General features: G+C 40.0%; 22 protein-coding genes. 11 read left to right on the forward strand and 11 right to left on the reverse strand.

The window, feature by feature from the left end; genetic code table 11:
- Positions 1-42 precede the first annotated feature (42 nt).
- The 3 genes from NCWK1_RS24525 to cbiE all read left to right on the forward strand — a co-directional run bounded on the left by NCWK1_RS24525 (position 43) and on the right by cbiE (position 4,614).
- Positions 43-1,653, forward strand: coding sequence for a glycosyltransferase family 39 protein (locus tag NCWK1_RS24525; RefSeq protein ID WP_103126512.1), 1,611 nt, complete (start codon positions 43-45; stop codon positions 1,651-1,653).
- A 548-nt stretch (positions 1,654-2,201) separates the two neighbouring features.
- Positions 2,202-3,407, forward strand: coding sequence for an MFS transporter (locus tag NCWK1_RS24530; protein WP_103126513.1), 1,206 nt, complete (start codon positions 2,202-2,204; stop codon positions 3,405-3,407).
- 4 nt (positions 3,408-3,411) lie between these two features.
- Entirely contained in the window at positions 3,412-4,614 is a 1,203-nt protein-coding gene (cbiE, locus tag NCWK1_RS24535) for a precorrin-6y C5,15-methyltransferase (decarboxylating) subunit CbiE (RefSeq protein WP_103126514.1), read from the forward strand.
- Between the two features lie 557 nt (positions 4,615-5,171).
- On the opposite strand, the gene NCWK1_RS24540 is transcribed toward cbiE, so the two are convergent.
- The 4 genes from NCWK1_RS24540 to NCWK1_RS24550 form a co-directional block, all read right to left on the reverse strand.
- Positions 5,172-6,005 carry a metallophosphoesterase gene (locus NCWK1_RS24540; protein WP_096582848.1) on the reverse strand — a complete coding sequence of 278 codons (834 nt, stop codon included), beginning with the start codon at positions 6,003-6,005 and terminating at the stop codon, positions 5,172-5,174.
- 86 nt (positions 6,006-6,091) lie between these two features.
- Complete coding sequence (locus NCWK1_RS24545; protein WP_103126515.1) at positions 6,092-6,922, reverse strand: metallophosphoesterase; 831 nt, start codon at positions 6,920-6,922, stop codon at positions 6,092-6,094.
- Between the two features lie 154 nt (positions 6,923-7,076).
- Positions 7,077-7,322: a hypothetical protein gene (locus tag NCWK1_RS29235; protein ID WP_222838818.1), complete on the reverse strand. Its 246-nt coding sequence runs from the start codon at positions 7,320-7,322 to the stop codon at positions 7,077-7,079.
- 16 nt (positions 7,323-7,338) lie between these two features.
- Positions 7,339-8,265 carry a carbohydrate ABC transporter permease gene (locus NCWK1_RS24550; RefSeq protein WP_015111962.1) on the reverse strand — a complete coding sequence of 309 codons (927 nt, stop codon included), beginning with the start codon at positions 8,263-8,265 and terminating at the stop codon, positions 7,339-7,341.
- A gap of 221 nt (positions 8,266-8,486) precedes the next feature.
- Here NCWK1_RS24550 and NCWK1_RS24555 point away from each other — a divergent pair, with 221 nt between their 5' ends.
- The 3 genes from NCWK1_RS24555 to NCWK1_RS24565 all read left to right on the forward strand — a co-directional run bounded on the left by NCWK1_RS24555 (position 8,487) and on the right by NCWK1_RS24565 (position 10,745).
- On the forward strand, positions 8,487-9,101 hold the full coding sequence (locus NCWK1_RS24555; protein WP_103126516.1) for a DUF1003 domain-containing protein: 615 nt from the start codon (positions 8,487-8,489) through the stop codon (positions 9,099-9,101).
- 252 nt (positions 9,102-9,353) lie between these two features.
- Positions 9,354-10,070, forward strand: a complete 717-nt coding sequence (locus NCWK1_RS24560; RefSeq protein ID WP_103126517.1) for a cadmium resistance transporter — start codon at positions 9,354-9,356, stop codon at positions 10,068-10,070.
- 54 nt (positions 10,071-10,124) lie between these two features.
- A complete protein-coding gene (locus NCWK1_RS24565; protein ID WP_096582838.1) occupies positions 10,125-10,745 on the forward strand; it encodes a hypothetical protein in 621 nt (206 codons plus the stop codon).
- Between the two features lie 94 nt (positions 10,746-10,839).
- On the opposite strand, the gene NCWK1_RS24570 is transcribed toward NCWK1_RS24565, so the two are convergent.
- The 4 genes from NCWK1_RS24570 to NCWK1_RS24585 form a co-directional block, all read right to left on the reverse strand.
- Positions 10,840-11,616 carry an ABC transporter ATP-binding protein gene (locus tag NCWK1_RS24570; RefSeq protein WP_096582836.1) on the reverse strand — a complete coding sequence of 259 codons (777 nt, stop codon included), beginning with the start codon at positions 11,614-11,616 and terminating at the stop codon, positions 10,840-10,842.
- A 347-nt stretch (positions 11,617-11,963) separates the two neighbouring features.
- Positions 11,964-12,980, reverse strand: coding sequence for a FecCD family ABC transporter permease (locus NCWK1_RS24575; protein WP_096582834.1), 1,017 nt, complete (start codon positions 12,978-12,980; stop codon positions 11,964-11,966).
- Positions 12,981-13,033: 53 nt separating this feature from the next.
- The gene (locus tag NCWK1_RS24580) at positions 13,034-14,056 is read right to left on the reverse strand and encodes an NADP-dependent oxidoreductase (protein WP_103126518.1); all 1,023 of its coding nucleotides are present in this window, start codon (positions 14,054-14,056) and stop codon (positions 13,034-13,036) included.
- 23 nt (positions 14,057-14,079) lie between these two features.
- Complete coding sequence (locus NCWK1_RS24585) at positions 14,080-14,454, reverse strand: VOC family protein (RefSeq protein ID WP_103126519.1); 375 nt, start codon at positions 14,452-14,454, stop codon at positions 14,080-14,082.
- A 192-nt stretch (positions 14,455-14,646) separates the two neighbouring features.
- Between NCWK1_RS24585 and NCWK1_RS24590 the strand changes: the two genes are divergently transcribed.
- From NCWK1_RS24590 to ssuD, 3 genes are all read left to right on the forward strand, one after another.
- The gene (locus NCWK1_RS24590; protein WP_103126520.1) at positions 14,647-15,402 is read left to right on the forward strand and encodes a dienelactone hydrolase family protein; all 756 of its coding nucleotides are present in this window, start codon (positions 14,647-14,649) and stop codon (positions 15,400-15,402) included.
- Positions 15,403-15,635: 233 nt separating this feature from the next.
- Positions 15,636-16,682 (forward strand): sulfonate ABC transporter substrate-binding protein, encoded by a 1,047-nt coding sequence (locus NCWK1_RS24595; protein WP_096582826.1) that lies wholly within the window; start codon positions 15,636-15,638, stop codon positions 16,680-16,682.
- A 4-nt stretch (positions 16,683-16,686) separates the two neighbouring features.
- Positions 16,687-17,823, forward strand: coding sequence for an FMNH2-dependent alkanesulfonate monooxygenase (gene ssuD / locus NCWK1_RS24600; RefSeq protein ID WP_103126521.1), 1,137 nt, complete (start codon positions 16,687-16,689; stop codon positions 17,821-17,823).
- Positions 17,824-17,916: 93 nt separating this feature from the next.
- On the opposite strand, the gene NCWK1_RS24605 is transcribed toward ssuD, so the two are convergent.
- Positions 17,917-18,453: a type IV pilin-like G/H family protein gene (locus NCWK1_RS24605; RefSeq protein ID WP_103126522.1), complete on the reverse strand. Its 537-nt coding sequence runs from the start codon at positions 18,451-18,453 to the stop codon at positions 17,917-17,919.
- A 653-nt stretch (positions 18,454-19,106) separates the two neighbouring features.
- Between NCWK1_RS24605 and NCWK1_RS24610 the strand changes: the two genes are divergently transcribed.
- Both NCWK1_RS24610 and NCWK1_RS24615 read left to right on the forward strand, forming a co-directional pair.
- Positions 19,107-19,565 carry a hypothetical protein gene (locus NCWK1_RS24610; RefSeq protein ID WP_103126523.1) on the forward strand — a complete coding sequence of 153 codons (459 nt, stop codon included), beginning with the start codon at positions 19,107-19,109 and terminating at the stop codon, positions 19,563-19,565.
- Positions 19,566-19,646: 81 nt separating this feature from the next.
- On the forward strand, positions 19,647-21,563 hold the full coding sequence (locus NCWK1_RS24615; protein WP_245894985.1) for a tetratricopeptide repeat protein: 1,917 nt from the start codon (positions 19,647-19,649) through the stop codon (positions 21,561-21,563).
- A gap of 357 nt (positions 21,564-21,920) precedes the next feature.
- Here NCWK1_RS24615 and NCWK1_RS24620 read toward each other — a convergent pair whose 3' ends face one another.
- Both NCWK1_RS24620 and NCWK1_RS24625 read right to left on the reverse strand, forming a co-directional pair.
- Positions 21,921-22,298 carry a response regulator transcription factor gene (locus tag NCWK1_RS24620; protein WP_103126525.1) on the reverse strand — a complete coding sequence of 126 codons (378 nt, stop codon included), beginning with the start codon at positions 22,296-22,298 and terminating at the stop codon, positions 21,921-21,923.
- A 96-nt stretch (positions 22,299-22,394) separates the two neighbouring features.
- A complete protein-coding gene (locus NCWK1_RS24625; RefSeq protein ID WP_103126526.1) occupies positions 22,395-25,769 on the reverse strand; it encodes a PAS domain S-box protein in 3,375 nt (1,124 codons plus the stop codon).
- Positions 25,770-25,772: the final 3 nt, after the last annotated feature.

Consider the following 25,772-nt stretch of genomic DNA (forward strand, 5'->3'; position numbering starts at 1 on the left):
TTGAGTAGCGATCGCCCTCATATATTCATAATTTATCTAACTATGCAGCAGAACACAATCATTCCTAGTTGGTTGCGGTTTTTAATTATTGTTTTGCTGGTGATGTCTGTATTGTTTCGCTTTTTTAACCTAGATAGCAAAGTTTATTCCCATGATGAAACATATACATCATTGCGAATTTCTGGTTATACAGTTGCAGAAGTCAAACAGCAATTATTTAATGGTCGTGTAATTACCTCCGAAAGTTTTGCTCAGTTCCAAGGTATTAATCAACAAAAGGGACTGAGTGATACGATTATGTCGTTAGCGAAGGAAGACCCCCAGCATCCACCGCTTTATTATGCGATCGCCCGATTTTGGTTAGGAATTTTTGGCAATTCTGTTACAGCCATTAGAAGTTTATCGGCTTGTATTAGCTTATTAGTATTTCCTAGTATTTATTGGTTATGTCGGGAATTATTTGTTGTCCCATTATCATTACCTTGGCTAGCGATCGCAATTACCGCTGTCTCGCCAATTTACTTAATATATGCCACAGAAGCCCAAGAATATATTCTTTGGTTAGTCACTATTATCATCAGCAGTGCTGCACTCCTGCGAGCCTTACGTTTAGAATCAAAACCTCCAGGTAAACTACCTCCAGACCAGTTTACTATTTGGAGCCTTTATACAGTCACTTTAGTATTAAGTCTCTATACCAGTTTATGGAGTGGATTTTTGGCGATCGCACATAGTATTTATGTCATCACAATTTTCCAATTTCAGCTAAATAAAACTGTTAGAGCTTATCTATTAGCCTCCATTGTCGCTTTTTTTGCTTTTATTCCTTGGATGATCATTGGATTAGCTAAATTTTTTCAGTTTTTGCTGTCAAATCAGGGAATACAAACGCAGTTAGCACCAATACCTTTATTCCCATTTTTACTAAGGCAAATCAGTAGAATCTTTTTTGATTTAGATTTGGTATTAGATAACAATTTCAATTATTTAATCTGTGCATTTTTGGTAATTTTAATAGGATGCGCGATTTATTTACTTTGTCGCACTACGAACTATAAAGTTTGGTTATTTATTGTGATTTTGATTGTAGTACCATCACTACCATTAATCTTACCAGCCTTAATATCTGGTGAAATTAAGCTAGGTTCTGAACCATATTTTTTGCCGTCTTATTTAGGTATGCAGATTGCTGTTATTTATTTATTAGCTACACAACTTTATAATGGCAGTTTAACAAGGCGAAGAATCTGGCAAACAATTATAGCGCTATTAATTATTGGTGGACTAGTTTCTTCGCGGGTATATTATCAAGCTGAAACTTGGTGGCATAAAGGAGTAAGTTACAATAATCTCCAAGCTGCTCAAATTATTAATCGCTCTAAACGTCCATTGTTAATTAGCAATGCTGAGGGGATTAATTATGGCAATGTGTTTTCTTTAAGTTATCTTGTAGAGCCACGAGTTCGGTTTAAATTGGTCAACAATCAACTTATTCCGAATATTTCTGATACCTATAGTCAGGTTTTTTTCTTGAATATTTCTCACACTTGGCGACAGCAATTAGCAACTCAATACCAATCCCCAATAAATCTTGTTTATCGAAATGAATATTACTCACTTTGGGAATTACGTAAATCTCAAAGCTCACGTTAAAGTATAATTTGTCCGCACCATCCATTTTCAGTACATTGAAACTATATGAGTCTATAGCAATCTAATTTAATGTTTCAAAAATTAAATCTGACTGTTGTACCAGCATGGAAATTGACATAATAGTGATTTTATTGATGTAATCTGGGTAACTAATTAAGTAATCGATTATATACAAAGTTAGATAACATAAATTAGTTAATATGGTAATGTTTATCTAAGAGCAAAAATAGCTAAAATTGTCGTTAAACATACAATTTAGAAAGTATTTAACTCAATTGCGGATATTAAAGATGTACAGTAAATAACGTTAAGTGAATCTAGGGATGAGTGAAATTGCTAAATTCATGGTGATAAAAATTATGTAGGTAAGGTTATTTTTTAGTGAAAGTATTATTGGTAATATCACTAAGTCCTACTTACCTTTTATGAATTAGGTGTTATGAATTGTACAAGGTAAGCATTTTCCTGTTTGCCAATTGTGCAATTTTTAATGCGATTTAAATAGAAGAATTTGTCTTAAAATCACACCACGGGTATAAGGCAGAAGAATGGTTAACTCTTGCAACACCAGCCGGGAAATATTATGGCGACAAGTTTGGGGATTAGCGGCTTTACTAGCAGCAATCATCCTCAGTTGGATGGTATATGCTTTTTATCAACCAAAAATATTACAAGAACTAGAATTAGTTGAATTAGCTGGTTGGCTGGGAATAGTGCAAGGGTTAATCGCCGCAGTTCTTGAACCTTTGAATGGGGGAATTTCCGATCGCATCCAGCAGCGCTTGGGTAGTCGTTTACCCATGATTAGCTTTGGGGTGGTGTTAGCTGGGTTAATGTTTGTCGGTGTTTCGTTGTTAGCTGACTACAATTTACCCACAGGTATTCGTTGGATTATTCCCGTGCTGATGACGGCTTGGGTGATCGCTATGATTATATTTCGTGGCCCGGCGATCGCACTTTTAACTCAGTTTGTCCCCGCCACAGAACTACCCCAAGCAAATGCCATTCTGGTATTAGTGTTTGGTACAGTGGGAGCGATCGCCCCATTATTCAACACTTTACTTTCTAGTCTAGGTGCATCGATTACCTTTATGTTAGGCGCGATCGCTTTAGTCTTGGGCGCATATATTTTGCAAATATTCACTCCCAAACAGAATTTTGTTCCGGCTATATATCATCAAGATAAATCTGCAACTGCGCCGAATGTGTTGTTAAGCTTGATTTTTGTCATCGGTTTAGCCACAGGATTTGAAATTAACCTGTTATTTGCCATTTTTCCCCAAGAATTACAAACTCAACTCCCAGGATTGCAAGTAGAATTTATCGCCTCTGAGATACTGTTAGTCTCAGCAATTGCATCTGTACCTTTAGGAGATTGGACAGCAGATTTAGGTGCAAATAAATCGATGTTGCTGGGTCTGGGAACAATGACAGGCTTGATGGGGTTAACAATATTAAACGATAATTATATTTTGGCGATCGCCTTAATTCTGGCTTTCGGGATGAGTTTTAGTTTAGTGTTGATCAGTATGATTCCCTTCGCACTAGGCAAACTACCCACAACTCAGGCTGGTTTGGGTACAGGTTTATATTTTGGTGGTAGTGCTGGCGGAACGGCGATTGTTTCACTATTAATCAAACAACTTGGTCTAACATCTGTCGGTGCATTTTTATTGGCGGAAGTTGCTTTTTTAGTAGTAACTTTGTGTATTCTTTTGTGTAAGAAAGTTTCTCGAATCGGGACTGGGGAATAAAACATTGAAATGGCTGTCTATTATAGGTATTGGCGAAGATGGATTACAGGGTTTAAGTGCGATCGCCCGTTCTATAATTGCTCAAGCTGAGGTTATTATGGGAGGCGATCGGCATTTGGCCATGCTTCCCAGTGATGACCAGCACCAAAAAATTTCTTGGACTTCTCCTTTTACCGCATCAATCGCAGAAATTATCAGCCGTCGTGGTCAGCAAATCTGCATCTTAGCCAGCGGTGATCCTCTATGTTACGGCGTTGGTGTCACATTAACCAAACATATTCCCATCTCAGAAATCACAATTATTCCCGCACCTTCAGCTTTTAGCCTTGCTTGCGCCAAACTGGGATGGTCATTAACTGAGGTAGAGACTTTAAGTTTATGCGGTCGTCCTGCGAGTTTGCTTCAGTCTTATATTTATCCCCAAGCCAAGTTATTAATTTTGAGCGCTGGTAAGGAAACCCCGCAAATTGTGGCAGAAATCCTCAAAAGTCGGGGTTACGGTGAGAGTAAAATGATTGTCTTAGAACGTATCGGCGGGATTCACGAACGGATAATTGTCAGTACAGCCGCAGCTTGGAGTGAAACAGAAATTGCTGATTTGAATACCATCGCCGTTGATTGTATTGCTGATATTGGCGTTGTCGCTTTACCAAGATTACCAGGATTGCCAGATCATGCCTATCATCACGATGGACAATTAACCAAACGAGAAGTCAGAGCGATTACTTTATCAACCTTAGCACCCTTACCAGGAGAACTTTTGTGGGATGTCGGCGCAGGTTGTGGTTCAATTTCCATTGAATGGATGCGAAGCCATCCTCGGTGTCGAGCGATCGCCATTGAACAAAATTCATCTAGACTGCAATATATTGCCGATAATGCCACAGTTTTGGGTACACCCAACCTAGAAATTATCGCCGGAAAATCGCCATCAGCTTTACCAGGCTTACCCACCCCAGACGCTATTTTTATTGGTGGTGGAGTTACAGCAACTGGATTATTTGATATTTGCTGGTCAGCACTACCCCCTGGTGGTCGTTTAGTTGCGAACGCCGTCACCATCGAAAGTGAGCAAACCTTATTTCAATGGTACGAAAAAGTTGGTGGCAGTTTTACCCGGATTGCTATTCAAAAAGCAGAACCCATTGGTAAATTCCTCGGATGGCGTGCGATGTCTCCTGTTACCCAATGGATAGCAGTTAAATAATTTTCGATTCAACCCACCTGCGTGAGTTTTCCAGTCATTTTGCTTAAATTAACTTAATATCAATGTGATTAAAAAGCCTCACCAATTTTAAGAAAATTCACCCGAATATTACGACACATTAACGGTGTTCACATTTGGTAAATACACATAGTAATTAAAATTGCCGCGTGCTAAATTAAATTCAAGGTACAAAAAGGTTAAGTTTAAGTGAAATAAAAAACTTGAAATTAGAGCCTGTACCTCCTGCTCTAAGATTCACGCGATCGCAACTCAACTATCACATCCTATGGAAGTGTTTTCGCCTTAATTCTATTGATTTTATTGGAGGTTTTTGAACATACAGCCAGAAATGCCTGCCTATTTAGAATCAAGGATGTTGAAGTCTGAGAACAACGATTGCATTTGTCCACCTTATTTGAGTTAATTCTTCTGTTTTTTCAATCTTCTCGAACGATTGCATATTGTTTAATAAACCGCCTGTAGTTACTGATGTTGATCGGTCGTAACTTAGGCGGTTAATAGTTTTTAGCAAAGAATTAACAACAAATTACTATTGACTATTGACAAACTAGAGTAATCACCGTAACTTCCGGTGGGCAAAACAAGCGTCCTGGTCGATAAGTTCCTAAACCACGATTAACATATAACTGATTATTTGCTACTTTGTGAAATCCTTGCGCCCATTCCCAATATCTTACTACTTTAGAACAATCATCAAATAAAAATGGCACCCGTCGGCGCAGTTTTTTTGGTAATTGCTTGAGTAACTTCTTGTAATAAAAAACCGCAGGGCCAAAACCGGGAATGACAATATGACCCCCATGCGTATGACCTGATAGCTGTAAGTCAACGCGCCACTGTTCTAATATCTTGGCAGTATCAGGATTATGAGAGAGAACAATCCGGGGTGTTAGTGGGTCTAGTTGCTGCATCACAGGTACAGGATTAAACTCCCGCGACCAATAATCAGCTAAACCGACTATAGGTAATTCTTCGCCGAGAGGATAGGCGATTTCATTCCACAGAACATGAACTCCAATACTAGCGAAAGCATTTGTAACTTCTGCTTGGGAGTGGTTGTAGTGGATGTCATGATTACCAAGTACAGCATAAATCCCGCAGCGACTTTGCAGATGTTTGAGCCGCATCACCAGTTGATGAATTGGGCTAGGATCATCAGTGACATAATCACCCGTTAAGACAATTAAATCAGGTTCTACTTCATTTGTAACTGCGATCGCTTCTTGCAACATTTCTTCCGAAAGGCGCATTCCATCATAGTGAAAATCTGATAACTGTACTAATGTTGTACCTGCTAAAGATTGCGGCAGTCCGGCAATCTTAACCGTTATTTTATCTACACTTAAACGTCCCGTAAACAACCAGTGCATAGTGCAGAAACACTCCTCATAGCAGCGTTTACAGCTTATCAAATAACAAAAACCATCTTAAAAAATAGTAAAAATTTAATCACAATTTATTCTCTTTGTAGGGTAATCAATGTCACTTCTGGCGGACAAAATAGCCTTCCTGGAGAATAAGTTCCTAAACCACGATTGACATATAGCAGATTGCTTCCTACACGATGTAAACCCTGCGCCCATTCCCAATGACGGAGGACATAATTTTCTCGGCGTAATAATGGAAAGTAACGGCGGATTTTGTAGGGGATTTTTTGGACTATTTTTTTGCGATAAGCTATAACCGCCCCTAAGCCAGGAATCACGATTTGACCACCATGACTATGACCAGATAACTGCAAATCTACCCGCCATGCTTGTAATATTTCCGCCGTATCAGGGTTATGAGATAACACAATTCGGGGTATATTTGGGTCTAGTTGCTCCATTACTGACCCAGGATTGAATTCTGGTGAATAACGATCTGCGAGTCCCACTAGCGCTAATTCATTACCAAAAGGATAGACAACTTCATTCCATAAAACATGCACACCAATGTTAGTTAAAGCTTTGGTAATTTCTGTTTTTGCATGTCGGTAATATATGTCATGATTACCGAGTATGGCATAAATACCAGCTTGAGCTTGCAATTGCTTTAATTTTAAAACTAGTTGATGAATTGGTTGCGGACTAGTTGTAACATAATCACCTGTTAAGATTACTATATCTGGTTTTAGTTGGTTGCTAAATGCGATCGCCTTTTCTAACATCTCATCAGACAAAGCCACACCATCATAATGAAAATCCGACATCTGCACCAACTTCTTACCTTGTAAAGATGCAGGTAGACCCGCAATCTTAACCGTTAATTTTTCAACAGTCAACGGCCCAGATAATAACCAGTGCATAATAGTTTGAATAAACTTCAATAATAGCGTTTAAAGTCTAGCTAACAATCCGCCATTTGAAAGTTGCAGGTTAAACACTTTTGAGAAACTTGATAAATCTTGATTCAACCCTGTGTTTCTGTGTTTAGTATAAAAAATCAATTATATGAGCAAATCAAGGAATAATTGCTGACTTAGGGAAACAATTACCAAGTAAATTTAACAACAAAGTGAAAATAATCACAACATTAGTAGAGACTTTCGCTGATTTACTGATAAATGAGGGTGAAGTGCGATCGCCAGCAGATAAATACATCCGATAAGAGGTTGTTTGAAAAGTATTTTTGGTAACATCAAAGCCTCTCTCCGAAACGGAGAGAGGTTTGGAGAGGGGTTGTTGGTATACTTTACGACTTTTCAAACATCCTACAAGTTTTCTAGACAATAGAATCTCCACCTTCTTGATTAAGACTTAAGCGTAAAACTGACAGTCCTAAAATTATTAAAAATAATATCAACCCAATTGTGCAAGCATAGCTAATATCTAAATTACTAAAAGCTTGTTCGTATAAATAATAAACAATAGTTTTAGAACTATCGAGTGGCCCGCCTTGGGTCATAATATAAACTTCTTCAAAAACCTTAGTTGCAGAAATAGCCGAAATTACTGCTACTAAAGCTAAATAAGGTCTCATCAAAGGTATTGTAATATCCCAATGTTTGCGAATACCATCCGAGCCATCAATAGCTGCGGCTTCATACACATCAGCGGGGATGGATTGTAACCCAGCTAAATAAATTACCATGTAATAGCCTAATCCCTTCCAAATAGTCACAGCCATCACACTGGCTAAAGAAATGGGAACAATCCCCAAAATTTTATCTGGACTAGTTAGCCAAGGAATTCCTTCAGGGAAAATTCCCAAAGTTTTTAGCCACTGATTAAGTAAACCGTTTTCTGCATACAACCATTTCCAGGCTATACCTGCAACTACCATTGAAATTACCACTGGTGTGTAATATGCGGCTCTAAACCAACTAACGCCCCGGAGTTTTTGATTAACCAAAATTGCTAACCCTAAAGGAGCAATCACCAAAATTGGTACTACACCCACCAGATAAAGAAAAGTGTTTTCTAAAGTTTTCCAAAAAACTGCATCCTTCCACAAACGCAGGAAATTAGTAAAACCTATCAACTGTGGCGGTTGGGAAATATCTTCGTAGCTGGTGAAACTGAGGTAAAAGGCTTGCAATGCAGGCCAAAATACAGTTAACCCCAACAGCACTAAAGCAGGTAGCAAAAACAAGTACGGGGTGAGTCGTTGTTGGATGATAATCCAATCTTTAGATGTCAGTTGACTCATAACAGTATTGGTGAGACGGCAAAGCTAACTCATATTACACGAACAGATGGGGTTGGAGAGCGATCGCTCAAACATCATCTAAGTACTTTTGGGTATGTAGCTGTATTAATCACTTAAATTGATTAATTTAAAAAATAATAATATTTGTACTTATCAGAGGAACAGCATAAATTAAACCCATAGACAAAAACACAGACAGCAATCACCCACGGAGGTAAATTATGAATCCAGTAGTTAGACCAAAATCAGAGCCACATCAAATGACACCTGAAGAATTAACTCGTGGACAACACCTGGCTGATAAACTCGCATCTCAGGTAGGTTCTTGGAAATTTCTGATTTGCCAAAGTACCATTTTAGCTGGATGGGTGGGAATGAACTTAGCGCCAGGAGTTCCCCATTGGGATGAGTCGCCATTCATTATGCTCAACTTGGTTTTTTCATTCGCTTCAGCTTACACAGCACCCATAGTTTTGATGAGTCAAAACCGTCAGTCTGATACTGACCGCCGCAACGCTGAAATTGACCATCAAGTAAACTTACGCGCCGGACAAAACATCGAATTACTTCATGAAAAGTTAGATACCTTGCACTCGCAACAAATCGCTGAACTAACTCAAATCGTCAAAGAACAACAGCAAATGCTGCGAGAAATGAAAGTAAATTTAGCAGCTACTTCTAAAGAAATTAAAGATAATCGAGTCGCCTTAGCACCAGGACTGATTGTACAAATTAACGATAAATTTCCTAAAGCAACACCTGTTAAACAAGCCAGCAAACACGATAAATCAATTGTCGATAATGCCAAAGTTATTGATCAATACATTCATCGATAATCATGAATTACCAACAGTGAGAGTCTAAATTTTAAATATCTCGATCCTGTTCTAGAATAAAATCTTGACTCTGCCACTCAAACGTATAACTAGCATTATCATACAATCACATATTTGAATTGCTTCAGCAACTCAATTAACTTGCAAGGCTACAACTCCACATTTAACAAAGTAGCAACTTACCCAGTATTTGCAGACATCAATCAAGCATAACAGACACAAGCTCAATGTGTAGATAAAGGAGAAAGATAAATGAATGGAATCATGTCGGGAATTCCTACGGGAATAACAGCTTTTACCGCTACAAACTTAGATGATTTAGTCATCCTAACGCTGTTATTTTCGCAAGTAAATGCCAATTTCCGTCGTCGGCACATTGTGATTGGTCAATATCTTGGTTTTATTACATTGGTAATTGCTAGTTTAGCTGGTTTTTTAGGTGGTTTAATTTTGCCATCGCATTGGATAGGTTTTTTAGGTTTTGCACCCATCGCTATTGGCTTAAATCGTCTACTAAATCCAGATAAAGATACTTCTTCAACAACAGAATCAGAGCAAGAGTTAACTAAATCTTCGCCCTTCGCTGGCTTATTATCTCCCCAATCTTTTAGTGTGGCTGCTATTACTATTGGCAATGGTAGTGATAACATCAGTATTTATATGCCATTGTTTGCAAATGCTGATTTTTCTAGTTTACTAATTATTATTGCAGTATTTTTAGCACTCGTTGGTGTTTGGTGTTATGGAACATATAAACTTACCTGTCAACCTGCTATTTGTAATTTAATTTCTCAATATGGCAATAATATTGTTCCCTTTGTGTTAATTGGTTTAGGAGTATTCATCATTTTAGATAGTGCTTCTTTACATCCCATTGCTTTAGCATTTAGCTGTTTAGTATTGATGGGATTAGTCAAACTGTATGGCATCAACACACAGATAGAAACATCTGCCGATGTTGACTGGTAAATTTAGTTATCAATGTTTGTTAACAAATTTTGTACACTCAAGAGGATAAATATCATGAAACTACTCCGCATTGCTCTTGTTTCTTTAGTACTTTTAGTAAATTTAGTCATCGCTCCACCTTCTTGGGCTAGTAAACCAAATCTGACACAAAGTACTGATTACACCGAAGTTACCCAAGCAATTGATAACTTGGTGAAATTAAAAGAAACTCCTGCTGACTCGCAATATACACCAGAACAAATTGAACGGAAATTAGGTGATTTGAAATTACAAAAATATATTTTAGAAACAGCAAGAAATTGGGCGCAGTGTCGTAATGAAACAGGTAAAACTCTTGCTGTCTATGGACATAAACCCAAAAAAATAGCGCAAGGCAATACTCTCTACTTTTTAGGTAATGGTCAAGTTACAGATGATGATTGGGATTGTGATGGTGTTTATCTACCAGTTGGGACTAAATTACCTGGTGATATTGAAGGCTTAACAGAACCTTTGGCTATTAAAGTTGTGGATGGTACTCAATTAGTTGCAACAACTAATCCAGAAACAGGTGTGGTTGAATTTAATGTGACCCCAGCCAATGTTTTGAAAGCAGGTGATATTAATTGGTTAATGCCTAACTTGACTCAAGCTGATATTGATGCCAAAGTTCCTGATGCACCAATTGAAGATTAAAGTTAGTTGAATTTATGTGTGAATGACCATATACCCGACTTCTTTAAGAAGTCGGGTATATAAGTTTATTTATTAGCCTGAAGCATATTTAAATTTATACGGCAGAAATGGCACAAACTTGTAAACCAACTGGTGTTTGAATAATTACAGCTTCCACACCAAAAACTTGAGCGATCGCCTGTGGTGTTAAAACTTCTGCTGGTGTACCAACTCCCCAAAGTTTTCCTTGTTTTAATAAAGCAATGCGAGAACTATAACGTGCAGCTAAATTTAATTCATGTAACACTGTGACTATTGTTAATTCCTGTTGTTGATTTAAATCTTTTAGCAGTTCTAATAATTGCAATTGATAATTAATATCTAAATAAGTTGTAGGTTCATCTAATAATAAAACTTTTGGTTCTTGTGCCAATGCCAGAGCTAAAAATGCGCGTTGTCTTTCACCACCAGATAGTTGTTCGACTGGGCGATCGCGCTTATCTTCTAGCTGTGTTTTTTCAATTGCTACATCAACTTTTTGCCAATCTTGTGCTGTTAATTCCCATTGCCACCAAGGTTGATGAGGTGTTCGTCCTAAACTCACTAATTGTCTAACATTTAAGCCCACTGGCACAGTTTGTTGTTGTGGTAATAGTGCCAATTTCTGCGCTACTACATTCGGCGGTTGAGAATGAATTGCTTTACCGTCAAGCAAGACAATTCCCTGTTGTGGTGCCAGAATTCGACTTAATAATTTGAGTAATGTTGATTTACCAGAACCATTAGCACCGACTAAACTTAACCATTCTCCTGTTTGCAAGGTGAGGTTAATATTCTGCACAATTGGTTCTGCGGTATAACCACCAGTGAGATTTTGCAGTTCTAGAGGCATTTTAAGACAGACGTAAAATTCGAGAAATTAGATTTGACTTTTCTTCAACTACCGTATACACACAAGTTTTTGAGAATTGCTACCCAATAAGATAAATTAATTCTTACAGTTAATACATTAATCATGTGAGACGGCGCATTAACAATGTAACTTGATAGATCAATAATGTGAGACAACACATCAACAATGTAACTTGATACATTAATAATTTGCAGCACCGCACTAACGATGTAACTTGATACATTAATAATGTGAAGCGACGTTATTACATTGCCAATTAAGCAACTTGTGTGTACATCATAGCTTTTAGGAAAAATAGGTTGGAAGAGAGATTTGTCTTACTAAAATTAAGACTTACCCAATCCAGATGAACGACGATATAGCAACCAGATAAATAAGGGTGAACCTAACAAAGCAGTCACAGAACCGACGGGTAGTTCTACCGCCCCTAATCTAGAGAGTAAATCTGCAAAGGTGAGTAACCATGCACCCGCTAGGGCTGACAGTGGTAAAACAAAGCGGTGATCTGTACCCACTAGTAGCCGGACTCCATGCGGTACTACCAAACCAACAAAGCCAATCAAACCACTGATGCTAACTGCACCAGCGGCGAGTAAAGTTGCAACGCCACCAATTAACAAACGCGATCGCGTTAATGATACACCCAAGCCAACGGCTAAATCATCTCCTAACGCCAGCACATTCACCGACCGCGCCAGCAACCAACCGCCCAGCAACGCCACAATAATATAAGGCCCCGCAGTCGTAATTTCTTTCCATCCCCTAGCGTTTAAGCTACCCACCAACCAACTTAAGGCTACTTGAATTTGACCATCTTCGGCGAGTAACAATAATGTACTTTGTACTGCACCCAATAAAGAACTAACCGCCACACCGCCTAAAATCAACCGTTCAATGGAAATTCCCGAACCTGCACGACCGAGAAAAATCACTATAGCTGAGGTCAAAATTGCCCCAAGCCACGCGGCTAAAGGAATAGCAATGGGAAAGACGTGCAAAGTGATCATCACAATCACAATTAATCCTGCACCTGCGGAAATTCCCAAAATAAAAGGGTCAGCTAGACTGTTGCGTAACATTCCTTGCAGTAGTGCGCCAGACATTCCCAAAGCTGCACCCACAATTACAGCAGCGATGATCCGGGGAAGTCGCAAATCCCAGATAATAGTTTGGTTAGTGGGATCGCCTCGATGCAGAATCGCTGCCCACAATTGCGAAAAACTTAGGGGTACTGCGCCTTGAGACAGGGACAGCGCTAGAGTAATAATTAGCGCTGTACTAATGAGCAAAACAGCCCAGAGTATGCGGTTTTGAGTAACAGCGGCTAGTAACGGGATTTTCATTCACAGACGTTAATTTCTGGTGCAATCGCTGTTATTCTACCTTACGCACCAACTTAAACGGCGGTTGGATCTTCACTGACTTTCACAACTAACTTGCCAAAGTTTTCCCCCCGCAATAAACCAATAAAAGCACGGGGCGCATTTTCTAAACCAACTACAACATCTTCTTGATATTTCAATTGACCAGATTTTAACCAACCCGCAACATCGCTGACAAATTCATTAGCGCGGTGTTGGTAATCACTGACTAAAAAACCTTTGATTAAAGCGCGTTTAATCAACAGAGGTCTTAAATTAGGGCCAGGAGGCGCAGATGTGGCATTATATTCGGAAATTAACCCAACTAAAGGAATCCGCGCCCCCAGGTTGATTTGCTGCAACACAGTTTCTAATATCACCCCGGCGGTATTATCAAAATAAACGTCAATGCCATCAGGTGCAGCTGCTTTCAATGCTGCATCAAGTTCTTGAGTTTTACGATTAATCCCCACATCAAAACCTAATTCTTTGACTATATAATCTCGCTTGTCATCACTGCCGACAATGCCAATGACTCGACAACCTTTGATTTTGGCAATTTGACCGGCGACTGCACCTACAGCCCCAGAAGCAGCGGAAACTACGACGGTTTCACCTGCTTTGGGTTGACCGATATCCAAAAGCGCCGTGTATGCAGTTAAGCCAGGCATACCCAACACACCCAAACTATAAGATAAAGGTGCTTGGTTGGGATCAAGTTTCCGCAGTGTCTCGCCTTTAGCTACGGCGTAAGTTTGCCAACCGTTCCGACTCAGGACGAAATCTCCGGTTTGAAATTGTGGATGATTTGATTGAATAACTTGGCTGACTGTACCGCCGACAACTACTGAATTTAATTCCACATTTGCTGCATAAGACTCACCCTCGCTAATCAAACCACGCATATAAGGGTCGAGAGATAAATAAATTGTCCGGCTGAGAACTTCACCTTCACCGGGTTGAGAAATTGGTGCTTCCGCTAAGGTGAAATCACTTTCTTTTGGTTCACCGACTGGGCGGCTTTTGAGCAAGATTTGTTTGTTAATTAAATCAGACACAAGTTATTCCTTTATAAATTAAATTACTCTCTGGAGTTGTTGATCAACTCGGCAATTTCTATCCGGTTTCCACCAGGATCACGAATAAAAAAGCGATTAAATCCCGGAATTGGTGTTCCTGGCAGAATTTCTACATCATAGGCTTTTAAATGCTCGGCAAACCCATACACATCATTGACTCGAAAACAAATATGTCGTCTAGATGCTTGATTGTTAGCGTTTGCTTCTCGACTAACATGGATTTCTGTGTTTCCTAACAGATACCACCCGCCAGAATCACTCGCTTCAGGTGGATTAATTGCTTGTAATCCTAAAACTTGGCTGTAGAAAAATAATATTGCCTCCTCAACTTCAAGTGGATAAGTCATTTGTATATGATGAACTGCCTCAAGTTTCATATTCATTCTCCCGTTGGTAGAAAATTACCATTCACCTTTAAACTCGGTTAATTCTGACAAGGGGCTTGCCTTTACACGAGGTTTGTGGAATACTACTTTTAAAATACGGCAAATCGGTAAAGATTTAGTAGTATTTATCAAGAAACATCATAAAAATCTTGTCCTCAAAGGAATTGCGGACTAATCCTTAAGATGACAAACACAGGAATTCGGACTAATCAAGTTAAAGTCCCAAATGGAGATTTGCAGATTGATGCTTATCTAGCGCAACCTGCAAAAGAGGGTAAATTTCCCGCCGTCATTGTGATTCAAGAAATCTTTGGAGTCAACATCCATATTCGGGAAGTTGCGGAAAGATTGGCTAGTGAAGGGTATGTGGCGATCGCACCAGCGTTGTTTCAACGAACTGCGCCTGGTTTTGAAGCGACTTACACCCCTGATGATATTCAACGAGGTCGCGCCGCCAAGGATCAGACCAAAGCCGAAGAGATATTGAGTGATATTCAAGCGGCGATCGCCTATTTGAGAACTTTACCAAATGTCCTAGGAGATGCGATCGGTTCTATTGGTTTCTGTTTTGGTGGTCATGTTGTTTACTTAGCTGCCACCTTACCAGATATCAAAGCCACAGCTTCTTTCTACGGTGGAGGAATTCCCAACTCCACACCCGGCGGTGGAGAACCCACAATTACCAGGACTCCAGAGATTAAAAACCCAATTTATGCCTTCTTTGGGACAGAAGATAAAGGCATTCCTTTAGAACAAACCGAACTAATCGAAGCGGAATTAAACAAACACCGAATTCCCCATACAATCTTCCGCTATTCTGGTGCAGAACATGGCTTTTTTTGCAATCATCGCGCCAGCTACAATGCTGAAGCTGCTGCTGATGCGTGGAACCATGTTTTAGAACTGTTCCAAAAAAATTTGCAATTGCAGCCAGTCTAAACCTGAATCGCTTGTTCAGCATCACTTCCTACCTCCAACTCCTCCAATAACAACCTCTGCCATAAATTTGATGATTGGTAATTATTAATTACCAATCTTTACTTGTGTAGAGTTTGTCATATTTAGTTCACATTTAAATCATCCCATTAACTCATTTTTTGGGAAATTTATGAAGTCAGTTTTTACTGGCTTTGATTTATCGTGTCTACCTTTTGATTCATCTTTTTATAACCATGACCACATCTGTTAAACAACCAAAAATCAATATTTTTCAGCGTGTTTCTTTATTCATACTTCCAGGAATATTTACCATTTCAACAACCTTAGTTAGTTGTTCAGTTGATACTCCAAAAGCAGAAAATAAAACCGCAGGTTTTACAACCAAAGTTGTCCATCTGGGCTATCAAAGCTCTGGAGATTTGGTGAGGTTAAAAGGTGTAATTGAAAAACGTTTGCAGCCCTTGGGTGTTAGTGTAGATTGGGCGCAGTTTGCCGCTGGGCCACAACTAATGGAAGCAATGAATGTGGGTAGAGTTGACATTGGCTCTGTGGGGGAAACTCCACCCATATTTGCTCAAGCGGCTGGCACAGAATTAGTTTACATTGCCAGTAATAAACCTAGTACTGGTCAAGGCAGTGGAATTATCGTGCAGAATAATTCTCCAATTAAGACTTTGGCAGACTTGAAGGGTAAAAAAGTAGTTTTTCAAAAAGGTTCAGCATCACATTATTTATTACTCAAAGCCTTAGAAGAAGGCGGGTTAAAATATAGTGATATTCAACCAATTAGTTTGCCACCAACCGAAGCAAGAGCAGCATTTATTCAAGGAAAAATCGAAGCTTGGGTAACTTGGGATCCTTACTTAGCATCAGCCCAAAAAGTTGCCAATGCCAGAGTTCTGAGAGATGCCAGCGGTATTGCCACCCAAGGGGGATATTATATGGCATCACGCAAATTTGCCACTGAAAATCCAGAGTTAGTGCGAGTAATTCTCGAAGAAATTAATAATGTGGGTAAATGGGCAGAACAGAACACCGACGAAGTGGTAAAAATCACTGCGCCGCATCTCAAATTAGATCAAGACATTTTAACCACAATGATTAAACGGCGGACTTATGGTTTAAGACCAATCACGCCAGACATCATGGAAGGTCAACAAAAAATAGCTGATTTATTTGCCCAAGAAAAAGTAATTCCTCAACCCATTGATGTCAAAGCCGCAATGTTAACTAGCGAACAATATGCAGCTATAACACCAAAAACTATTAGCCAACGATAAGACTATGGAAATATTTTGGTACTTACCAACTCAGGGCGATGAGCGTTATTTAGGCACAACAATTGGCAGACGACAAGCTAATTATCCCTATATGCAGCAAATCGCCCAAGCTGTGGATAAATTAGGCTACGGCGGGATGTTAATTGGGACTGGACAAAAGCAGGATACATGGATTGTGGCTGCTTCGTTGATTCCGGTTACACAAAACCTGCGGTTTTTAGTTGCCTTTCGTCCGGCGATTATGTCACCTGCATTATCTGTGAGGATGGCTGCAACCTTTGACCAACTTTCTCACGGTCGTATTATTTTAAACGTAGTGACTGGTGGCGATTCTCAAGAATTAGCCAAAGATGGCGTTTTCTTAGATCATGATCAGCGTTATGAACTGACGGATGAATTTTTAACAATTTGGCGATCGCTCATGCAAGGCGACGAAGTAACATTCAATGGTCGTCACCTAAAAGTTGCCGGCGCGAAACTGCAATTTCCAACCGTACAGAAGCCTTACCCCACATTATATTTTGGTGGTTCTTCTGATGCAGCTTTGCAAGTTGCAGCTAAACACATTGATGTGTATTTAACCTGGGGCGAACCACCAGCCCAAGTAGCCGAAAAAATTAGTAAAGTCCGTAGATTAGCCGCTGAACAAGGGAGAACAGTCCGCTTTGGTATTCGGATGCACGTTATCGTTCGGGAAACTACTCAACAAGCTTGGGATGCAGCTAACGAACTGATCAAATATCTAGATGATGAAACAATAGCATCTGCCCAAAAACGCTTTTCCCAGTCGGAATCGGCCGGACAACGGCGGATGGCGCAGCTACACAGTGGTAGCCGCCACAACTTAGAAATTAGCCCAAATTTATGGTCTGGTGTGGGTTTAGTGCGGGGTGGTGCAGGTACAGCCTTAGTCGGAGATCCAGACACAGTAGCAGCGAGAATTCTGGAATATGCTGATTTAGGAATTGATACCTTCGTATTCTCCGGCTATCCCCATTTAGAAGAAGCTTATCGGGTGGCTGAATTACTATTTCCCCGCTTACCACTCCAAACTACTCAAATCGCCATACCACAGCAGTTACCAACACCCTTTAACGAGTTTGTCACCAAGACAGACTTACTCAAACCCCAACCTGTGTAGTTGCAGGCGATCGCACTTGTGTTTTTACCATGATGTACAAACTCCCGTTTCTCCAAAGCTGGGCAAAAACAATATTGGAAAACAGCTTGATGTCTAATGTTTAATCTCAAATTGCTCTTTACCACAACTAAGATCGGTATTTTTAATTTGCGGATCAGTGGGTTTATTTTGGCTTGGGGAATTAGTCTCACATGTAATTGTTATTGTTAATATGTCATTATTTTTCGAGTTTACATCTGGTATAACAGCGACAGCACTAACATAACTTTTCAGTCCTGATAAACTCGAAACTGCATAAAAATATGTAATTTCATGTTTTTTAGGACTATTTATAGTTTTGACAAAAAAGTTGTATTTACCCATTTTAGGTTCAATATTTGTTTGCAATTCACTTAAAGATGTAGAGAATCTTTCATGGTTTAAATAATAACTTTGTTGAGCTTGATTAAAGCTAGAGGCGGTACTCGTTCCTAATGCTTGAAACGCTTTACAACTCATGCCACAACCAAAAAACATATCATTAAATATAAAACACAGTAGTATCCCAATTCCAAGAAGAATTGCGGAACCTCCAATTAATCCTAAAAAGCATAGACCTAATATTAACCTCTGTTCAAAGTTCCGATACATAGGAATAAATATGCTAACAAAATATTAATTACTAAGTAGAACGGTGCAAATAAACAGAACTATGTAACGAAAAGTAAAGTAGCTTGAAAACCTCTACCCTCCTGCCTTGTCATAACGACAATTTTTAACACCGACCTACTTACTTTAAGATTACCCACAAACAATCCAAAGGCTATCATTACATAGCGTTAGTCAGATATATTAGGACAATTTGAAAGCTTGAATGCCAGGAATAGTAAGACTTTTTCTCTAGAAAGCTGCCTTCTGCTATATTTTATGTATTTCTAGATTCGCTATGATGCAGCATTATAGAGTGCATCCACTTTCGGCAAATAGCCCTGCGCTAAGGCGCACGCTACGCGAACAGACTGAAGTCTGGAGCTATACAAACTAAACCCGTGCAGGCGGGTTTCAGAGAGTCCGCCTTCGCGGACTTCGTTTGTGTAGCCGCGATTTCTAATCACCCGGTGTTTCTTACAAAAGTGGATGCTCCCAATTAAACAGATCACCAATGCTGATAATTCCCAGAGTCATGAGGTCAAAACAGTGGTAAATTCAACCGAGAACCGCTATATAATTTGTGATTTTTTCTCTGTTGAGAAACTGTTATGCTCAGGAAAATAAGTATAATCTCGGAATATTATTGTTAAGTTATGGAACCAGTAACCTTAACAGCCGTAGGAACTGCGATCGCTACTATAGTTTTAACTAAGGCTTTAGAAAAAACAGGCGAAAAGCTGGGAGAAGCAGCATTAGAAAAAAGTAACGAGTTAATTGCACAGCTACGCCAGAAAAATAAGCTGCCCTTGTTAGCGAATACTTCACAGGAAAACACACAGCAGGCGTTAGATTATGGTCAAGCTGTGTTGGAGTTGAAAGCAGCAGCCGATACAGATACCGAAATTGCTCAATCGGTGCGGGAAGTAGAAGCAACAATCAATCAAGATCAGTCCCAGACTGGTGAGAAAATTCAAAAATTAGCCGCAGAAATTCAAGCGCAGCCAGCAATTGTTAATAATTTTGCCAAGTTAGCAGAAAGTATCCAAGCTGAAAAAGGGTCAATGGTTGCCCAACAAATCATAATTAATAATCCACAAAACACATACAACTGACTACAGTCGCCCGAACAGGAACGGGTAAAGTCAAATCCTGAAATACCGCAAAATTTACCCTTGAGTGGGGTAGTTAAATTTGTGGGACGTGATGAAGAACTGGAAGAACTCCATAAACTATTGCAGGAAAATAACCAAGTTGCCATTGCGGCTATTTTGGGAATGGGTGGACTGGGTAAAACAGAACTCGCCTTGCAATATGCCATAAGACAGCGCGAAAACTACAAAGGGGGACTGTGCTGGTTACGCGCCAGAGAAGAAGATATTGGGTTTCAGATATTGAAGTTTGCCATAGCTAAGTTAGGACTAAAACCGCCAGAAGACCCGGATGTACTAAAGCCAGTTGATTTTTGTTGGTCACATTGGCACGATGGGAATGTTTTGGTAGTGCTGGATGATGTCAATGATTACGCCAAGGTAAAACAATATTTACCACCACAATCACCCAGGTTCAAAGTACTAATTACCACCAGGTTACAGTTAGACCTTCCCCAGTCATTACATCTACCTGTTTTCAGTGAACCCGCAGCACTGGAACTTTTACAAGAGTGGGTGGGAAGAGAAAAAGTGGCACAGGAATTAGTTGATGCAAAAGAAATTTGTCACCGTTTAGGTTATTTGCCTTTGGCGTTAAATTTGGTGGGGAGGTATGTAAAGAAGCGGAAACTCACTTTGGCAGAAATGTTGCGGCGGTTAGAAGCAAAAAAGGTAAGTCATGAGTCTTTAGCACGGGATGAAAAAGACCGCACTTGGACGCTAAATGTTGAACGGGGTGTTATTGATGCTTTTGAATTAAGTTGGGACGAATTAAGTGATAATGCCAAAGAATTAGCTGTTTTACTGAGTTTGTTTGCTCTAGCTCCTATTCCCTGGACACTGGTAGAAAGTGTAGAAACAGGTAAAGATGCTGAACAGTTGGAAGATAGCAGAGTTGAGTTAGAAGATTTGCATGTGCTTCAAGGAGAAGATAGTTATCAACTACATCAACTCATCCGGGAATTTTTTCAACTCAAGCAGGCTGAGTTTAATCGGGTTGAGGAATTTAAGCGATCGCTTTCTCAGGTAATGGTAGCAGTTGCTAAGGATATTCCTTATACTCCAACCCTTGAGCAAATTAAAAACTTCGCCCCAGTAATACCTCACATAGCTGAAGTAGCTAACAATTTCATTGAATATGTTAGTGATGATAATGTGATTATGCCTTTCATCGGTAATGCTTGGTTTTATAGTGGTCAAGGATTATATGATCAGGCTTTCCCTTGGTGTGAGGAGTGTTTAAAAGCTACTATAAAGCGTCTAGGTGAAGAACATATTTATGTTGCTACCAGCCTCTACAATTTAGGAGGACTCTACCATTCTCAAGGTCAATGCAAAGAAGCAGAACCCCTGTATCAGAAAGCTTTGGCACTCAGACAACATCTTCAGGGAGAAGAAAATCTTGATGTTGCCCAAATTCTCAACAGCCTGGGATTACTTTACACTTATCAACGTAAATACAGAGAAGCCAAATCAAATTGTTATAAAGCTTTGATAATCAGACGACACCTGCTGGGAAAAGAAAATCTTGATGTTGCCCAAAGCTTCAACAATTTAGGATTACTTTATGCTTCCCAACGTCGATATAGAAAAGCAGAACCTCTATACCAGAAAGCTTTGGCACTTAGACGACACCTGCTGGGCGAAAAACATCTTGATGTTGCCCAAAGCCTCAACAATTTGGCGTTACTTTACAAATCCCAAGGAGAATACTACAAGGCAGAACCTCGGTACCTAGAAGCGTTGGAAATACAACAAGACTTGCTTGGCAAAGAACATCATACTATTGCCACTACCCTCAACAACCTAGCTGGACTCTATGACTCCCAAGGCAGATACAGCGAAGCTGAACTATTGTATAGCCAAGCTTTAGATATTTTTGAGCGGCGTTTAGGTGCAAATCATCCTAATACTGTTAATACTCGTGATAATTTAGCAAATGTGCGCGATTATCTCTCATGAGAACACGAAATTTTACCTTCCCAATCTCATCACTCTAGCTTTTATCTCCAAGTTTCCTGTTTTGAACTCCAAGTTTCATGTTCTAAACCTGAACATTCGTGTTGCAAACGAGAATGTTCCTGTTTAAAACGAGAACCTTCCTGTTTCCAGTGAGAATGTTCCTGTTTCAAACGAGAATCTTCTAGTTCTGAGGTCGAATGATGATGTTATGAAGGTGTAGGGGGAGCATCATCAAGTAAATTTACGGACGATAAGTTGAGTATAACGGGTTTGTTTTGAGTGTGGCGATCGCTTAAAACAAACACTATGAGCGATCGCTTGTGAGAATTGAGAGATATAGCGGTAGTCAGTTTTTATTCAAAATCCCAATACCTGCATTGATTTTTCTAGTACTTCTTTAGGGCGAAAAGGTTTAGTCAGATATAAGTCAGCACCAACTTCAATTCCTTTCTGCTTATCAAATTCTTGCCCTTTTGCTGTCAACATCACGATATAAACTTCATTCATTTTGAGGTCATGTTTCACTATCTGACAAACTTCCAAACCATTCATTTTTGGCATCATTACATCAAGAAAAACTAGGTTTGGTTGTTCAGTTTTAATAGTTTCTAGTGCTTCTTCTCCATTTCTCGCAGTTAAAAGTTCTACACCTTCATCTTCTAATGCTTCTAAAGCTTGTTCTAATAAAATTACGATGTTAGGTTCATCATCAACAATGAGAATTTTTTGCGTCATATAGTCATCCGATGCGATTTTTAAAATTATTTGTAAAAGTCTTTAAGAAAAGTATGAAGGATGAAGTTGAAATTTCATCCTCCTGCCTTGTTAATATTACCGATCAGACAGCATGATAAAAAATACATTTTCTAACTCTTTTTCAAACCGGAGGGTTTTCACCAGGTCGGTTTCATGGGAAAAGATGGAATCAATAATGATCATGTCAGGTTTAGCTGAACGAGCTTTGTTAATACATTCTTGCGGATCGGAGGCTTCAATCACGCTGTATCCTTGAGTTTGCAGAACATCTGATAAGGTTTTTAAGGTTGAGGCATTTTTATCAACCACCAATACTTTTTTGCTGGAAGTACCTTGAGAAAGTAGTGAACCAATTTCATTACGGAGTTGTTCTGTATTGATGGGCTTGGTGAGATAGCGATCGATGCCAATGTGATAGCCGCGTTCTTTGTTTTCAATAATTGACAGAATGATAATGGGAATATCTGCTGTGTTGGGGTCATTTTTGAGGACGGCTGCCACATCAAAGCCGTTGATTTGGGGCATCATCACATCTAAGAGAATCAAATCAGGCCGGGCGATTTTGATTTGATGAATTGCATCCATACCGTCTTTTGCTTCTCGAACTTTGTAGCCTTCGTTTTCTAGTTGCTGCCGCAATAATTCTCGAATATTGGCATCATCATCGACTACCAGAATGGTTTTACGGTTTTCGTGAAGTACTTTGTTGGTGGTAATGACATGTTCTTTGAGTTGCTTGACCAAAGCATCTAGATTGATTTGTCCATTGCTTTTGTCATCCTTGGCGTATATGGGAATCAGGAATGAGAAGACGCTGCCTTTGCCTGGTTCACTTTCTACCCAAATTCTGCCACCATGATGTTCAACAATTTGTTTGCAAATGGGCAATCCTAACCCTGTACCTTTGGGTTTGTCGGTGAGAGTGTCGCCAACTTGGCGGAATTTCTCGAAGACTTTGGGTTGGTCTTCGGGGGCAATACCGATACCTGTATCGATGACGCTGACACATACACCGTCGTTCTGTTGTTTGACACGACAGGTAACAGTCCCGGATTGAGTGAATTTCACCGCGTTAGAAATCAAGTTAATGAGGACTTGCAACAGTCGGTTGCGATCGCCTACTATTTGCGGTACTCCCGGTTCTATCTCGCTGACTAGTTGCAGGCCATTGGTTTCAAACAATCCGGCGGTAGAAGTCGTAGCCCAATCTAGTAACTCACTCGGATCAAGTGGTTGCATTTGCCATTCCACTTTCCCGGCTTCCATTTTGGCAATGTCTAAAACATCGTTAATTAAGGATGTCAGTCGTTCTGCTTCTGAAACAATAATATTTAAATTGTCACCCACCCGCTTAATTGTTTTTTGCAACTTGCGGTCTTCGGTAATCACCATTGGGAAGACATCGGTTTCCAGCTTTTCTTTAATAATGGAGGCAAATCCTAATACTGAAGTTAAAGGTGTCCGCAGTTCGTGGGAGACTGTGGAAATGAAGTCGGTCTTCATTTTGTCCACTTCTTTTTCTGCTGTTACATCCCGAATTAAAAGTGCTGAACCAAAGCAAGTAGCAGGTTCTTCCGCTGTGGTCTGTTTAAAGATAGCGGTCGCTACAGCCTGACCAATGCGTTCCTTGACTAAGGCAATTTCGGCGGCAAATGCTTCTTGGGGATGGGATTGAGTTTGTTCAATTAGATGTGCTAAACCTGGAATTGGTAGTTCCTGATAGTTGCCTTTGAGATCTGTCGGTCTTAATCCCTGCATTGCTAAAAAAGCCGGATTGAAGTGGGTAATTTGCCCTGACATATCCACTACTAACAAACCATCTGCTAAGTTATCCAAAATTGCATTTAACCCTTGGGCTTCAGCGAGGGTATCTTTGACTGCGGCTGTCCGTTCGGCCACTCTGGCTTCCAGTTCTTGATTGAGTTGGCGTAGAGCAATTTCGGCTTGTTTCCGGGCAGTAATATCAGTATTGATTTCCAATACCGCACAGGGTTCACCAGAGGCATCCCGTTGCAATGTCCATCGGCTCTGGACAGTAATCAGTTTGTCATCATGGGTAATATGTTGGACTTCACCTTCCCAATTACCTTGCTGTAATAACTCTGCGGTGATTTCTTCTTTGGGTTTGGGAAAGATTTTTTTGAGAAATGTGTAAATGTATTGGTCTTTAACTTCCTCCCGCGTCCAATGATAGAGCCTTTCCGCGCCTTGATTCCAGTAGGAGATTTTGTCAGTCATATCGCGGACAATGATGGCATCACCGGAATGATTCAACATATCCAATAAACGTTGATTTTCGGCTTCGGCGAGTTTGCGATCGTGAATATCGGTACAAGTACCAATCCATTCCCGGATGCTACCGTCTGCGGCTAAAACCGGAGTACCACAAACTGAGAAATAGCGGTAGATGCCATCTTTACGCCGCAACCTATATTCCGTTTGGTAGATACTGCGGTTTGCCACTGCTACATTCCAAGCTACTTGTGATTGATCACGATCATCAGGATGAATTGGATCAACCCAACCCCAACCAGCAACTTCTGCTTCAGTCTGACCTGTATAAGCTATCCAAGTCAGCATTTCACTGCTAATGCCCATACCTTCGGGAGTTGCGCCCCAAACAATTTGAGAAGTAGCAGTTACTAAAGAGCGATAGCGTTCTTTCAGTCTTTGATTTTCGGCTTCTGTTAGTTTGCGATCGTGAATATCGGTACAAGTACCAATCCACTCTCGCACATTACCATCATCTTCAATTACAGGTGCGCCCCAAACCCAAAAATAGCGATAGTTGCCATCTTTGCCGCGAATACGGTATTCAATTTGATATTGACTGAGGTTAGCGACAGCAATACCCCAAGCTTCTCCGGTGTAGCCGCGATCGTCAGGATGAACGGCATCAATCCAGCCTCCGTTCTCCGCTTCCGCTAAACTTTGCCCTGTGTAGGCTATCCAGTCGGTGAGTTCAAAGCAAATTCCTTCTGGTGTACTCACCCAGATAATTTGCGTGTTAGTTTTCACCAGAGAACGATATCGTGCTTCGCTCTTTTTTAAGATTTTTTCCGATTGTTGGCGTTCTTGTTGGGCTTTTCTCAGGTCGCTAATATCCTCGACACTCGACCAGATCAGCTTTTCCCCCTGATGTTCAATCATCACTGTGGAGATTTTAACTGCAACCAAATGCCCATCTTTATGGATATACTCTTGTTCATCAGATCTGTAGCATCCAGTTTTTTCAAGGTCTGCGATGATGGTTTGCTGGACAGTAACGTAGTTTTGAGAAATAATTTGCCAGTAGTTAAGGTGGAGAGTTTCTGGAACAGTGCGCCCCAAAATAGCTGCACAGACAGGGTTGATGTCAATCAAAGTTCCATCTATGCGCCACAGTATCAGACCAACGGGACATTTTTCTAAGAGATGACGATTCAATTCGTCAAGTTGTCGGCTAGACATATT

Source organism: Nostoc cycadae WK-1, from assembly GCF_002897135.1.
Classification (GTDB): Bacteria; Cyanobacteriota; Cyanobacteriia; order Cyanobacteriales; family Nostocaceae; genus Nostoc_B.

What these genes read in the sequence shown, in the direction of transcription:
- NCWK1_RS24525 (WP_103126512.1), top strand. Translation starts at nt 43, where the DNA reads ATGCAGCAGAACACAATCATTCCTAGTTGGTTGCGGTTTTTAATTATT.
- NCWK1_RS24530 (WP_103126513.1), top strand. Translation starts at nt 2,202, where the DNA reads ATGGTTAACTCTTGCAACACCAGCCGGGAAATATTATGGCGACAAGTT.
- NCWK1_RS24540 (WP_096582848.1), bottom strand. Translation starts at nt 6,005, where the DNA reads ATGCACTGGTTGTTTACGGGACGTTTAAGTGTAGATAAAATAACGGTT.
- NCWK1_RS24545 (WP_103126515.1), bottom strand. Translation starts at nt 6,922, where the DNA reads ATGCACTGGTTATTATCTGGGCCGTTGACTGTTGAAAAATTAACGGTT.
- NCWK1_RS24550 (WP_015111962.1), bottom strand. Translation starts at nt 8,265, where the DNA reads ATGAGTCAACTGACATCTAAAGATTGGATTATCATCCAACAACGACTC.
- NCWK1_RS24555 (WP_103126516.1), top strand. Translation starts at nt 8,487, where the DNA reads ATGAATCCAGTAGTTAGACCAAAATCAGAGCCACATCAAATGACACCT.
- NCWK1_RS24560 (WP_103126517.1), top strand. Translation starts at nt 9,354, where the DNA reads ATGAATGGAATCATGTCGGGAATTCCTACGGGAATAACAGCTTTTACC.
- NCWK1_RS24565 (WP_096582838.1), top strand. Translation starts at nt 10,125, where the DNA reads ATGAAACTACTCCGCATTGCTCTTGTTTCTTTAGTACTTTTAGTAAAT.
- NCWK1_RS24570 (WP_096582836.1), bottom strand. Translation starts at nt 11,616, where the DNA reads ATGCCTCTAGAACTGCAAAATCTCACTGGTGGTTATACCGCAGAACCA.
- NCWK1_RS24575 (WP_096582834.1), bottom strand. Translation starts at nt 12,980, where the DNA reads ATGAAAATCCCGTTACTAGCCGCTGTTACTCAAAACCGCATACTCTGG.
- NCWK1_RS24585 (WP_103126519.1), bottom strand. Translation starts at nt 14,454, where the DNA reads ATGAAACTTGAGGCAGTTCATCATATACAAATGACTTATCCACTTGAA.
- NCWK1_RS24590 (WP_103126520.1), top strand. Translation starts at nt 14,647, where the DNA reads ATGACAAACACAGGAATTCGGACTAATCAAGTTAAAGTCCCAAATGGA.
- NCWK1_RS24595 (WP_096582826.1), top strand. Translation starts at nt 15,636, where the DNA reads ATGACCACATCTGTTAAACAACCAAAAATCAATATTTTTCAGCGTGTT.
- ssuD (WP_103126521.1), top strand. Translation starts at nt 16,687, where the DNA reads ATGGAAATATTTTGGTACTTACCAACTCAGGGCGATGAGCGTTATTTA.
- NCWK1_RS24605 (WP_103126522.1), bottom strand. Translation starts at nt 18,453, where the DNA reads ATGTATCGGAACTTTGAACAGAGGTTAATATTAGGTCTATGCTTTTTA.
- NCWK1_RS24610 (WP_103126523.1), top strand. Translation starts at nt 19,107, where the DNA reads ATGGAACCAGTAACCTTAACAGCCGTAGGAACTGCGATCGCTACTATA.
- NCWK1_RS24620 (WP_103126525.1), bottom strand. Translation starts at nt 22,298, where the DNA reads ATGACGCAAAAAATTCTCATTGTTGATGATGAACCTAACATCGTAATT.
- NCWK1_RS24625 (WP_103126526.1), bottom strand. Translation starts at nt 25,769, where the DNA reads ATGTCTAGCCGACAACTTGACGAATTGAATCGTCATCTCTTAGAAAAA.